Annotated in this window: 12 protein-coding genes; 7 read left to right on the top strand and 5 right to left on the bottom strand. The window is 58.3% G+C overall.

All coding sequences use genetic code 11. From position 1 onward, the window contains the following. Positions 1–447: 447 nt before the first annotated feature. Positions 448–930 carry a CinA family protein gene (locus B5526_RS14745; RefSeq protein WP_079539041.1) on the bottom strand — a complete coding sequence of 161 codons (483 nt, stop codon included), beginning with the start codon at positions 928–930 and terminating at the stop codon, positions 448–450. Positions 931–936: 6 nt separating this feature from the next. Then, a complete protein-coding gene (locus B5526_RS14740; protein ID WP_079539039.1) occupies positions 937–1,908 on the bottom strand; it encodes an MBL fold metallo-hydrolase in 972 nt (323 codons plus the stop codon). A gap of 168 nt (positions 1,909–2,076) precedes the next feature. Between B5526_RS14740 and B5526_RS14735 the strand changes: the two genes are divergently transcribed. From B5526_RS14735 to B5526_RS14725, 3 genes are read left to right on the top strand one after another with little or no spacing between them, the layout of a single operon-like run. After that, the gene (locus B5526_RS14735) at positions 2,077–3,162 is read left to right on the top strand and encodes an amidohydrolase family protein (protein WP_079545007.1); all 1,086 of its coding nucleotides are present in this window, start codon (positions 2,077–2,079) and stop codon (positions 3,160–3,162) included. After that, positions 3,159–4,268: an amidohydrolase family protein gene (locus B5526_RS14730; RefSeq protein WP_079539038.1), complete on the top strand. Its 1,110-nt coding sequence runs from the start codon at positions 3,159–3,161 to the stop codon at positions 4,266–4,268. The genes B5526_RS14735 and B5526_RS14730 overlap by 4 nt, the downstream gene beginning before the upstream one ends. 57 nt (positions 4,269–4,325) lie before the next feature. Next, positions 4,326–4,739 (top strand): Rieske (2Fe-2S) protein, encoded by a 414-nt coding sequence (locus tag B5526_RS14725; RefSeq protein ID WP_079539036.1) that lies wholly within the window; start codon positions 4,326–4,328, stop codon positions 4,737–4,739. Between the two features lie 293 nt (positions 4,740–5,032). On the opposite strand, the gene B5526_RS14720 is transcribed toward B5526_RS14725, so the two are convergent. Next, the gene (locus B5526_RS14720; protein ID WP_079539034.1) at positions 5,033–6,130 is read right to left on the bottom strand and encodes a helix-turn-helix transcriptional regulator; all 1,098 of its coding nucleotides are present in this window, start codon (positions 6,128–6,130) and stop codon (positions 5,033–5,035) included. 209 nt (positions 6,131–6,339) lie between these two features. Between B5526_RS14720 and B5526_RS14715 the strand changes: the two genes are divergently transcribed. The 4 genes from B5526_RS14715 (at position 6,340) to B5526_RS14700 (ending at position 9,201) form a co-directional block, all read left to right on the top strand. Further along, the gene (locus B5526_RS14715) at positions 6,340–7,350 is read left to right on the top strand and encodes an acyl-CoA desaturase (protein ID WP_079539032.1); all 1,011 of its coding nucleotides are present in this window, start codon (positions 6,340–6,342) and stop codon (positions 7,348–7,350) included. Then, the gene (locus B5526_RS14710; protein ID WP_172842042.1) at positions 7,343–8,275 is read left to right on the top strand and encodes a class I SAM-dependent methyltransferase; all 933 of its coding nucleotides are present in this window, start codon (positions 7,343–7,345) and stop codon (positions 8,273–8,275) included. Before B5526_RS14715 ends, B5526_RS14710 begins: the two co-directional genes overlap by 8 nt. Before the next feature lie 85 nt (positions 8,276–8,360). Continuing rightward, on the top strand, positions 8,361–8,648 hold the full coding sequence (locus B5526_RS14705) for a DUF1330 domain-containing protein (protein ID WP_079539030.1): 288 nt from the start codon (positions 8,361–8,363) through the stop codon (positions 8,646–8,648). A 166-nt stretch (positions 8,649–8,814) separates the two neighbouring features. Further along, positions 8,815–9,201, top strand: coding sequence for a hypothetical protein (locus B5526_RS14700; RefSeq protein WP_172842041.1), 387 nt, complete (start codon positions 8,815–8,817; stop codon positions 9,199–9,201). Between the two features lie 973 nt (positions 9,202–10,174). Here B5526_RS14700 and tcuB read toward each other — a convergent pair. Both tcuB and B5526_RS14690 read right to left on the bottom strand, forming a co-directional pair. After that, entirely contained in the window at positions 10,175–11,284 is a 1,110-nt protein-coding gene (gene tcuB / locus B5526_RS14695; protein ID WP_079539026.1) for a tricarballylate utilization 4Fe-4S protein TcuB, read from the bottom strand. A 27-nt stretch (positions 11,285–11,311) separates the two neighbouring features. After that, positions 11,312–12,349 (bottom strand): esterase, encoded by a 1,038-nt coding sequence (locus B5526_RS14690; RefSeq protein WP_079539025.1) that lies wholly within the window; start codon positions 12,347–12,349, stop codon positions 11,312–11,314. Positions 12,350–12,512 lie beyond the last annotated feature (163 nt).

The following is a 12,512-nucleotide window of genomic DNA, read 5'->3' as shown; positions in this document are numbered from 1 at the left end:
CCCCGACGCTGGTGTCAAGTTGGTGGAAGCGATTCCACTGATGACGGTGGCAAAAGAGCCCGGTCACCGGGGAGAGCACGAAGGAAACCGTTAAAACCGCTGCGTGCGGGAATGCCGGGTTGTTCCGGTGGACCTGTGGTGACTAACGCGCGTGTTTACTACACACCACGCGCGGCTGCGGGTGCATCGGCACCCGGCATTCCCCACGCCCTCTTGGGCGGAAGTTTCATGCACAACTCGGACGCATCGCGCCGCGGGAATGTGAAGCTGTATCTGGAACTGGCTGTTTGAAAAACTCTCGGTCGTCATCACCCGCGAAGGCGGGTGATCCAGTACTCCGAGACGTAAGTGATCAGACCGAGAAGCCGCGGCGTACTGGATACCCCGCCTGCGCGGGGTATGACGACCATGGTGGAGGCGCGAAGTTGCGCACTATCCGTCGAACCTTCACCGCGACAAATTCCGCAAGAGCAAATTCAACGCCGTCCCCGCGAACGCGTGCATATTCGCAAGCCGGTCGCTGCTGCCGGTCTCGAGCGTCATGACTTCCGCCTCTGGGCCCGCGATCGCCATGCAGCTATGTCCCGCCGCGTCGCCATAGCGGTTGCCGGTTGGCCCGGTGGCGCCGGTCTCCGACAGGCCCCAATCGGTCGAAAAGCGCTGGCGGACTTGGTTAGCGAGCAATTTCGCATAAGGCTCCGAAGACGATCGCAGACCCTTCATTGCGTCATCGGGGATGTCCATCAAAAGCCGTCGCGCATCGCGGGTATAAACCACGGCGCCGCCGAGGAAATAAGCGGACGCGCCGGGCACCGCGAGCAGGCTTGCGGAAATCAGGCCACCGGTCGAGGATTCCGCGACCGCGATGGTCTCGTGCCGCTCTTTCAGTTTGGCGGCGATCTTCTCGGCGATCCCTACGAGCTCTTGCATCTGGTTTCAAATCCTTTGGAGGAGTCTCTTCATGAATGTCCGCCGGGCGGGCTTGTCGGCGAGCGAGTGATAGACCACACGGATGAAGTTTTTGCTCGCAAGCTCGGTCGGTGCCCATTTGGCGTCGAGGTCGGCGAACGGTTTTGCGGCCACCACCTCGTCCTCGCTCTTGCCCTGCTTGACCAGCGCCGCCATCCGGTCGCGCGCGGTGACCAGCATGGCGCGGTACTCGATCAACGCCGCTTTGTCGGCGATCGGGCCGTGGCCCGGCACGATTCTCGATTTGGCGTTGGTCAATTTGAGATAGGCCTCGGTCGCCACGATCATGCCCTTGATGTTGCCGCCATTGGCGAAGTCGATGTTGGGATAGCGGCCATTGGTGAAGGTATCGCCGGTCGACAGCACGTTGGCGGTCTTGAACCAGACATAGGTGTCGCCGTCGGTATGGGCGTTGGCGATGTGGGTGAGATCGGCGACGCGGCCATTGAGCCTGATCTTGAAGGCGCCGGTGTAGCTTTTCGTCGGCAGCGCGCCCACAGGCGCCGGCGGCGTCTTGACGCCGGTCAGCCCATTGGTGGTCCCGGCGGCAAGGCGCTTCTTGACATTCACCTCGGCGATGACCTCGGCGCCGTCCTTGGCAAAGGCTTCGTTGCCGCCGGTGTGGTCGCCATGGAAATGGGTGTCGATGAGGTATTTGACCGGCTGGTTCGAGACCGCCGATATCGCGGCCCTGATCTTGTCATGCAGCGGCGCGAACTCGCTGTCGACCATGATGATGCCGTCTTTTGCCACCGCGACGGTGATGTTTCCGCCCTGGCCTTCCAGCATATAGACGTTGTCGCCGAGATTGGTGGTCTTGATCTCGACCTTGGAAAAATCCGGTGGCGGCGGGGCCGCGGCCGGCGGCGGTTGCTGCGCGCGGGCGGCGCCCGCAAGCCACAGGGTGGCTGCCGCCGCTGCCATTGCAATCCGAAGCATGAAAAACCTCCCCCAGGGTCGAATCCCGATTCTCTAGCATATCAATGCATCGTTTGCGCCAGTTGCGGGCGGCGGGCGGGCCTGCTTGAATGCCAGGAAACAATGCGGCGTGGCTTGCAAGGTGCCGTGATCAGGCGCCCCACGGGCAAAAGAGGAAAGCCAGAGGTCATGACGTCTCCGATCGCGGGCGGCGTGGATTGCGATCTGCATCCGGCCCTGCCTCATTTGACGAGCCTGTTGCCCCATCTCAACGATTACTGGCGCGACCAGGTCACGACCCGGGGCATGGTCGATCTGGTCTCGCAATCCTATCCGACCAATTCGCCGATCTCGGCGCGGCCGGACTGGCGCCCGGCGCAGGGCAAGCCCGGCTCCAGTCTCCACGACATGAAGGCGCAGGCGCTCGACCCGTTCGGCGTCAGCCACGCCATCTGCAATCCGCTGTACGGCGTGCAGATGGTGTTTTCCGAGGATATGGCCGACGCGTTCTGCCGCGCGCTGAACGACTGGCTGGTAAAGGAATGGCTCGACAAGGACGCGCGCTTGCGCGGCTCGATCGTCATTCCCGTGCAGAGCGTGGAAAAATCGGTCGCGGAGATCGAGCGCTGCGGCCGGGATCATCGCTTCGTCCAGGTGTTGATGCTGGTGATGGGTGATATCCCCCTCGGCAAACGCGCGTACTGGCCGATTTACGCCGCAGCCGAGCGGCTGGGGTTACCGATCGGCATCCACGCGGGCAGCAATTATCACAATCCGCCGACGTCAGTGGGATGGGGCTCCTATCACATCGAGGATTATGTCGCGCAGGCGCAGGCGTTTCAGACGCAGTTGACCAGCCTGATCGTGGAGGGCGTGTTCGCGCGGCATCCTCGCCTCAAAATGGTGATGCTGGAAAGCGGCTTCACCTGGCTGCCGTCCTATCTCTGGCGGCTGCATAAATTCTGGCGCGGCATCCGCATGGAAACCCCGTGGGTCGATCGTGCGCCGCTGGAAATTGTGCGCAGCAATATCCGCTTCTCGCTGCAGCCGGTCGATGCGCCGCCGGATCCCGACACATTAAATCGGCTGTTTGACCATATGCAGTCGGACGAATTGCTCTTATTCTCGACCGATTATCCGCACTGGCAGTTCGAAGGCGACGAGGTGCTGCCGGAGGGAATTTCGTCCGATCTCGTGCGCAAGATCATGATCGATAATCCGCACGCGACCTATCCGCGCCTGAAGCAGCAGGTGGCCAAGGAGACGACGCCATGAACATCCAGTTCCGCGACCGCCCGGAGCAGGCCTCAACCGTTGCCGCCAAGACCGCGATTGCCGATTGCGACATCCATCCCGCGCGGGCGACCAAGACCGAACTGTACCCGTATCTTGCAAAACGCTGGCACGAACATCTCGAGAGGTACGAAAAACATCCCTATCAGGGCATGATGGAAGGCCCGCCCTATCCGAAGGCGCAGCCCAACGCGTCGCGGCGCGACGCCTACCCGCCGGAAGGCGGCCCGCAGGGTTCGTCGCTGTCGTTCATGCAGAAGCAGCATCTCGATCCCAACAATGTCGTGCTTGGCGTGCTCAATCCGCTCAACACCGGGCAGGGTATCCGCAACCACGATCTGGCGGCGGCGATCTGCTCGGCGATCAACGACTGGCAGATCCAAAAATGGACAGCTAAGGATTCTCGCCTGAAGGGCTCCATCGTGGTGGCGAACGAGGATGGCCCGACGGCCGCCGCCGAAATCCGCAAGCGCGCGGGCGACAAGAATTTCGTCCAGGTGCTGCTGCTGAGCCGCAATGTCGAACCGCTGGGCCAGCGCCGCTATTGGCCGATCTACGAAGCCGCCGAGGAAGCGGGGCTTCCGGTCGGCGTGCACGCCTTCGGTTTTGGCGGCAATCCGATCACCGCCTCCGGCTGGCCGAGTTTTTACATCGAAGAAATGGTCGGCCATTCGCAGTGCCAGCAGACGGCATTGGCCAGCATTGTGTTGGAAGGCGTGTTCGAGCGACATCCAAAACTCAAGATGATCATGATCGAGGCCGGTTTTGGCTGGGCGCCGTCGCTGGCTTGGCGGCTCGACAAGGCCTGGCAGCGTTTGAAGAGCGAAGTGCCGCACGTAAAGCGTCCGCCGTCGGAAATTATCCGCGACCACATCTATTGGACCACGCAGCCGATGGAGGACCCCGAGCGGCGCGACCATTTGTTCGAATTGATCGACTGGATCGGCTGGGACAAATTATTGTTCGCGACCGACTATCCGCACTGGGATTTTGACGACCCGTCACGCGTGCTGCCCGCCGGCGTCAGCGACACCAACCGCGAGGCGTTTTATCTCGGCAATGCGCGGAAGGTTTACGGGCTTTCGTAGCATGATCCGGAAAAGTGGGAACCGGTTTTCCGAAAAGATCATGCGTCAGAGAAAAACATGACACGCCATGTCATCGCTCCGGTAGACGAACTGCCGCCGGGGTCGCGAAAGTTCCTCACCATCGGTGAGCGTCCGATCGCGGTGTTCAACATCAAGGGCGAGTTCTTCGGTCTGCTGAACCGCTGTCCGCATCAGGGCGCTGCGTTGTGCGAGGGGCCGCTGATCGGGCTCGCGCAATCCTCCGATCCCGGCGAGATCGAATACACAAGATTAGGCGAGATCATCCGCTGCCCCTGGCACGGCTGGGAATTCGACATCCGCACCGGCCAATCCTATTGCGACCCCAAACGCTTCCGCGCCAAAGCCTATCCGGTCAATGTCGAGCCGGGCGCCAGCGTGGTGAAGGGGCCCTATGTGGCGGAGACCCTCGCCGTGTCGGTGGAAAGCGATTACGTGGTGGTGGATTTGTAGGGATTGACTAACCTTTACCGAGAGCCCGATTCATAGCCGGTGTCGGCACTTCTGATATTACCCCCAAACCGGTCATCCCGCGGACATGGCAAAATCGACGCGATTGACTCAACTCGGAAGTCGGCGACCACCAGACATATTTCATTCGACCGGCCCCGACGTCCTCCCAGATGTCGAGCAGACAGTTACACTGCCGTTTTCTGAACCTCGGGGCGTCATCGGGCCGTGCACACAAGTGCCTGTCTTGGCGGGTACGGCCGCCAAGACTTCGTATTCAGCGGCGAGGTCATTTATCAGAGCCTCGACAGCAGGGCGACCAATTCACCTTGACGATGTGTTCCCGTTTTCGCGAAAATCGCTTTCAGATGGTTGCGAGAGGTTTCCCGACTCATATTCAACTCTTCGGCGACTTGGTCGAGCGATAGCCCTCCAGCAATTCGAATAGCAAGTTGCGCTTCCGTTGGCGTTAGTCCGAAAGCGGATAAGACCACGTTCTTTTCTACTCTCTGCCTGATACTTAAGTCGTCGAGAATCAGAATGGCCCTTGCACCAAGAAACGGACTCCGAGCAGCTCCGTCGACTGGCAGAATACGGATAACGACGGGTTGCTTTGCTTTTCGTCTAACAACAATGGGTGCTGCTTCTATCGCTGCCGTATCTGGCGTATTCCGTAGCTGACTGATCAAGTTCGTCAGCGCAGCTTTCGCGGATTGATCGAGTACAAAAAGTCTTCGATTTCTTATCCTGATTTCTTCATCAAACACTTTATCCGCGCTTGAATTCACATCTATTACGAATCCGCGCCGGTCGAGCGCTAAAGCCGGCTGGCGAACGAGATGCAAGGCGTTGGTCATCCCGGAAAGCACAAGCCTTCCCACCGCCTTCGATAAGGTCGCCGTTTCGCTCAGCCGCCGCGAGAGCTGCGATAGTGCGGCTAACTCCGGGGCTTCGAATTGACCTTCTTGTTTTGTCCTTTGCAGTGACAGCCCCCACAATGCGGAGCCAGACATGAATCCGACCGCCGCCCACCAGCGGAAACCGTAATTGTCGAGATCTGCATAGAGAGGGTCGAGCAGCATCTCTCGTTCAGACTTGAAGATGTCTTGATCGGTAACGACCGGAGAACCGGCCAAAAGCAGCGGAGTACCCCGGACTGCCCGCACATCATTAATATGAAGATTGTTTTTGAAATAGGATTGGAAAATTTCTTGCGCTGACCCGGTCATGGGAATGTCAGGGGTACGCATGTCACTTTGAAGAAGCGCGGCACCTGTCGTATTAGCTGCACGACAGATTTCCACCATAAGAGACGGCCATAAGCCAGGATCGATCACTGCCTCGCCGAGGCGGCTGCTGATAGCATTCAATCGATCAAAATCCACCGACGCCATAAAGAATATTCGGCCTCTCTAGAGAACTTATACTCGGCAAAAAATATCTCGATTTTTGGTCCCCTAACCCATTTGGGTCAGGACCACCGACCGTCAATCGTCAAAGGTACCGCCAATCGGCTTTTTGTCTAGGCTTGCGAACGTTTCTTAGCCTCGTCTGGGCTCTATTTGCTGTCCGACCGGAGCGGTCATGATTGAATGCCTTCCGAATGAGCACTAATGCAACAACCATGGGCAAATTAGTACGGCGCGTTCAGCGCTCAATCAATTTTGAACCCGGTTCGACAGCGTTCAATGGGATTCATTTCGGGGGAACGCCAGCGGTCATAAAGCGGATCGAAAATTCTATTCTCATTGGGATTCCGCTTATCGGTAGCGTCATCGCAATCGAACACATGTCCCGCTGTGGTCTATCGTTGATAGATTTGTCGGCCTTTCTCATCTTTTATCTTTTCGTCGGTTTGGGAACGGCCCTGGGGCTTCACCGCTACTTTTCTCATAGAAGCTTCGATACAACTCCCGTTATCGCCTTCTTGCTTGGCGCTTTTGGCTCAATGGCATTTCAAGGTTCTGTTCTGCGGTGGGTGATTGACCATCGTCGCCATCATTCACACACTGACGAATTCGGTGACGTCCATTCCCCGTATGTTGATCCGTGGGGCCAAGAGAAGGGTGGCCTACGAGGTCTACTTTACGCGCACTTGGGCTGGATGTTTGATTGTACGACCACCGATGTGCAGGTCTACGGCGCTGGCCTGGAAAAAGACCGCCTGGTGATGTTTTTGAGCCGCACACATTGGATTTGGCCAGTACTTTCCCTCGCATTACCATATTGCTTTGGGTTTGTTTTTGGTGGGATCGAAGCTGCCTGGAGCGCTTTGCTAATTGGCGGATGTCTCCGAACGACGGTGCTCCATAACGTCGTATGGTCCGTAAATTCAATCGGCCACCGTTTCGGTAGTGAGGAGTTTAAGCAGGGCAACGGAAGCAAGAACAACTTCTTCATAGCTTTGCTTACTTTCGGCGATGGATGGCACAACAATCATCATTGCTTTCCCAGATCCGCTTTCCACGGACTCTCTGCAAGAGAGATCGACGTCAATGGTTGGTTGATCACTCAACTTGAGCGATTTGGATTAGTATGGAATGTCGTACGAATTCCTGGAAATCGCATCGAGGCTGCTCGAACGGCCGCCGGGAGTAGCTTCAAGCATGCATGATTCTGCTACCAACCCTAACTATGACGCGGGTTTCGCAAACCTGCTTTCAGAACTTGGTGGCTTCATTGAAAAGTCGGGTCCCGAAGCGCATGAATACGAGCGGATCTCTGCGCTTTTTGATAAGCTCCAAAAATGTCGAATTCTAGAAAATGGTCAGGCAATTACGGAGTTCGTTCAGCGCTCGAAAGGTGCATTCAACACCACGAAAACAAATCAAGGGTTTGTTTGTATTCGTCCGCATGGGTATCATGGCGATTTCGAAATAATTGACCGAATCTACAAAATGGAGACTTCAACCGACCCCGCGCTGGAGCGCTGGGATCACTATTTCCATTGGAGTTCAGCGCCTCGTGCAGTACGCGCTCGCAAGGACTACTGCATAAGATTGTTCGAAGATACGGTCGCGTCCAATAGCCAGCCTGTCAGAATTCTGAATGTAGCAAGTGGGCCAGGTCGAGACGTATTTGAATTTCTTAGCGAGTCATCCAACGATAAAACACGCAATGCTAAGATTCACTGCGTAGATCAAGATCCGAACGCCGTAAGACATGCCAAGCAGCTCCTGGAACCATTTAGCCATCAAGTGTCTTTTGAAAATAAAAGCATTTTCCGATGTCGGCTGGCTAATGATTACGATCTTGTTTGGAGCGCGGGGCTATTCGACTATTTGGAAGATGATCTATTCGTCAGATTGTTATGTAAGTTGTCGGCAGCCTTGTCGCCTATGGGCGAACTTGTTATAGGCAATTTTTCTAATCGAAATACGCACCGAAGCTACATGGAATTTGGCGGCTGGCGACTGATACATCGTGACGAGGATGATCTTCTAGCTCTTGCAAAGGCCGCAAACATTCAAGGGGCGTCGGTCCGAATCGATCAAGAGCCAAACGGTATCAATCTATTTATCCGTATACGGAAGCTGTAAAAGGACGCCAATCGGGGAGCCGGGCCGCGGCCTGAATGAGCGGGTTTGCATTCCGTAGGGGATATCGGCTTGAAGGGAGAGAGTTATGGCTGCCTATTTCATGGTTCAGAGTACGATCAATAACGAAGGGCAGTATCAGAAATATCGCGAAGCCGTCGTCCCTCTTATCGTGAAGTTCGGTGGGAAGCTTTTGGTCAGGGGCGGGAAAGTCGAAGTCCTCGAGGGACAACCTGATGGACGGCCGATGGTCGTGTTCGAGTTTCCTTCGATGGAAGCCATCCATGCATTCTGGCACTCGCCGGATTATGCCCCAGTGAAGATGCTTCGACACGGTGCCGCCACGCTGAATATTTTGGCTGTTCCGGGGATCTAAACCAAGTCGTCCGAAATTACAGCGGCATGCAAGAGCGGAGTGCGGTGCAGCAGTCGTCGGCTCGGAGAGTTCCTGCAATAACGATTGTTGCCTAATCGGTATGGTTCCGATCTGTTAGCGACGCCGGTTGGCATTTCGCTGTCGGCGGTGGATGGGGGTGTACGACATGACGATCAAAACATTCTTTACAATCATTGCCGTTCTTGCGTTGGTGCATGGTGTCGGCTTTGTATTAGCTCCGGAACAGGTGGCGACCAGCTATGGAATGACGACATCGCCTTCCTCAGTTCTTATGGCGCGACTGTTCGGTGCAGCACTCTTGGCATTGGGCCTAATTTTCTGGTTCGCCCGGGACAACTCTTCCGAATCGGTGCGCGGCGTGCTCATCGCCACCGTGATCGCAAACACGGTCGGTTTGGTTGTAGTTGTTATGGGGACCATGGCAGGTACGATGAACTCGATGGGATGGGTTGCTGCCTTAATTTATCTCTTCGGGGCGGCGGGGTGTGGCTACTTCGTCATGGCGCGATCGCCCCAGCTATCGTCGCGCTAAAGACCAGCGCCGTCGCCCTTTCGGCGGCAAGGCGACAAGGCTAGACACGCGAGCCTTTCGTGGGTCGGATTTGGGTCTGCTGGCGAGGCCCGGCCCGTGCTCGACGCAGCACGCGACCGGGCCGCCTCAGTTGGCGACTCCTCCATTCGAGCGGGCGCGCAATTTCGCTTGTCGGCACATTTCGGACATCACGCGACGTCCGACTTGAGTCCGGGATGCATAGCAAAGCGGAGGCCCGCCCAACAATGTGGATTCATGCGTTCACGCCTTGATGGCGGTCGTGGCTGCGGCAAAATAACCCGACGGGCAAGACTTCGCTTAACCCGTCGGGCAAATCAGTTTTAGGACTCCCGACATCCTGTCCCCGAGGAAGGGGCGTTGGCCATCGTCACGAACGTTGGGATGGGATGCGGTGGACGCGGCGGCGTCGTGCGCGCGATGGGATTGCAGGGCGGGCTTTTAGGGCTCGTGAGCGATCACAGGACGTGCTGACGAGCGGTGCTGAAGCGTACGGTGAAGTCGTGTGGTCCTGACGCCTCAGTGGTTGGCGTCAAGTCTGCGGAAGGCAAGTCGGCCCGACCGGGCGCGGATGAGCCAGCTATCCGCAGACGACGGAGACAAGAAAGCCCGATTCTCCGGGGAGAGCGCGAAGTAAGCCGTAAAGCCATTGCGCAGGGAATGTCGGAGTGCCTCCGCTGAACCTGTATGCTCGTGTGCGTTTTCTTTCGTGCATTTTGCACACGAGACCGCGGGTGCAGCGCGCATCCGGCATTCCCTGCTCCCTCCTGTTTGAGGGAAAACAAAACGCAAAGCTCGGGCAAATCGTGCCGCGAGAATGCGGACGCGTACCTGCTGTTTGAAATTTGAATCGCAATTTCCGGCCCCGTCATTGCGAGGAGCACTTGCGACGAAGCAATCCAGCTTTCCGTGCCGCGGCGTGATGGATTGCTTCGCTTCGCTCGCAATGACGGGGTTAAACCGTATGCCCCGCCTGCCGCCGCTCCTTGGCGTAGCGCACCAGCGCGACATAGCGATAGATGCCGTGCACGAACTTGCCGTAGGGCATGGTGACGAACAGCGAAAACACCACGCCGAGATGCAGCGCCAGCAACGGTCCCATCGCTGCCGTGTCGCGTAACAGCAACAGCGCGATGCCGGTCAAGCTGGTCAGGAACAGCATGGCGATGAAGGCTGTATCCATGCCTGCGCCCTTCTCGTCGACCAGCGCGGGATCGCGTTTTGATTTTTCCGCGAACAGGCCCGCGGGCCCGATCAACAACCCAATGCCGCCGAGCGTGCCCAGCACGACCGGCAGGTCCCACCACGCATACGGGGCCTCACGCGCCAGCAGAAAGTGATAGAGCGTCGCGACGCACGTCGCCGCGAAACAAAGCGCAAAACCGTAAAACGTCAAATGATGAAAAATCTTGCGCCGGTCGGTCGGCCGCTCATCCTCGTTGACGCAGCCGACGCCGCCGCCATCGAGATAGCGCAACTCGCCCGCGTCCTTCATCGCCTGCCAGAGCGATGGCGGATCGGCCAGCATGCCGATCGGCTCGCCGATATCGCGCCAGAAGGCGCGCACGCCCATCACCAGCGCCACGATCGCGTAAAGGAACGCGGCGCCGAATAGCGCCGCCATCGCGTTGTGCGGCATCAGCGCGTAAAAAGCGCCCGGGCCGGTATGGATGCCGAACAGCACCTGCCGGTCGTTAAACGCGGCAAAGCCGAAAATGAACGCCGCCACGCTCAACGCCGCGATGATGCTGATAGCAAGCCCATTGCGCGCGAACGCGCCCGAAAAGGCGCGCGGCCAGGCATAGGCGGCGTAGGATTCCGCGCGCGCGATAGCCAGCGTCTTCGGCACATTGACGTTGAATTCATGCGGCGGCGAGAACTGGCAGTCGGTGTAGCAGGCGCCGCAGGAATGGCAGAGATTGGCGAAATAATTCAGGTCGCCGTCGGAAAACGAGCGCCGCATTTCCATCGCCGGAAACACCGCGCACAGGCCCTCGCAGTAGCGGCAGGAGTTGCAGACCGTCATCAGGCGGTCGGCTTCCTCGAGAATTTTGCTTCCGTGCATGTTGCGCCGCTTCCGGTTCGAAATGACTCAGGGCTTTTTCGTCAGCCCCTTGCCTTCCAGCCATGTTTGAATCAGCGCGGCGATCTCCGCGTTGTTCTTGTCCATCATCATCATGTGCGAATTGCCCTTGATGCCGATTTTCGGCAGGTCGACGACGTCGACCGTGCCACCGGCGGCCTTCATGCTGTCGGCAAAGGCTATGCCGGTGGCGCGGATTTTCGGCCAGCGCGAATCGCGTTCGATGTAGTCCCCATAGACAAACAGCGTCGGGATATTTTTCAGGACATCTACCTTGGCGGGATCGCCGACGCCGGCGGGCTCGATCGCGATCAGCGCCTTGACCTTGTCGGGGCGGGCTTGGGCGACCTTGAAGCCGAACGTGCCGGCCTGGCTGTGGAACAGGATGATGCACGGTCCGACGCGATCGATCTCGGCGATATAGGCGGCGATCGCCGCATCGTCGGTGGTGGTCCAGCGCGGCACGTTCTGCTTGACGAAATTCTCGTAACCCTCGTTCGGAAACTGGCTGCCCGGCATCAGCTTGCGTTTGGCGGGATCGGGATCGTAGGATCCGGGGCCGTCGCCGATCCGAAACCGCTCGAACGGATTGCTGGTGGTCAGAAACACCGGCTCGCCCTTGAAGATGTCGGGGTATTGCGCCCAGCCGGCGCGGCCGCGTTCGACGGCGTCCGAATTGTAAACGCTCCAGCCCTTGCGCAGGAAATAATTCAGCCAGCCCTCGCGGCCATCAGGCGTGGTTTCGTAGGTGACGCCGGTCAGCCCGCCGCCATGCCAGAGCAACAGCGGAAAGGCGCCGGTTTCATTGGCGGGCAGAAAATACTGCACGTACATCTGCTCGACTTGATACGTCCCGTTCGGGTCGACCTTGGCCGGCACACCGCCAGCGGTAAACGTGACTTCCTTGACCGGCTTGCCGCTGATCTCCACCAGCCGTCCCCCGACATGGAACGAGCCCATGTCGCGGAGCGCGATCGGGTCAGCGGCGTTGGCCGCGGTCCCGGCCATCAGAACTGCCGCGGCGGAAAGAACGACAAGGCGTGTCATGGCTGCTCCCTACCAGTTCTCCCTCTCCCCGCTTGCGGGGAGAGGGTTGGGGTGAGGGGGACTCTCCACGGACCGTGCTCGCGGAGATTCCCCCTCACCCGGATTGCTTCGGACGATGCGGAGCCTGTCATCGGGCGCGCATTTCGCGCGACCCGTTGGCATC

The organism is Bradyrhizobium lablabi (assembly GCF_900141755.1).
GTDB classification, from domain to species: domain Bacteria; phylum Pseudomonadota; class Alphaproteobacteria; order Rhizobiales; family Xanthobacteraceae; genus Bradyrhizobium; species Bradyrhizobium lablabi_A.
The sequence above is the reverse complement of the archived record's forward strand: the minus strand, read 5'-3'. Positions and strand labels throughout refer to the sequence as shown.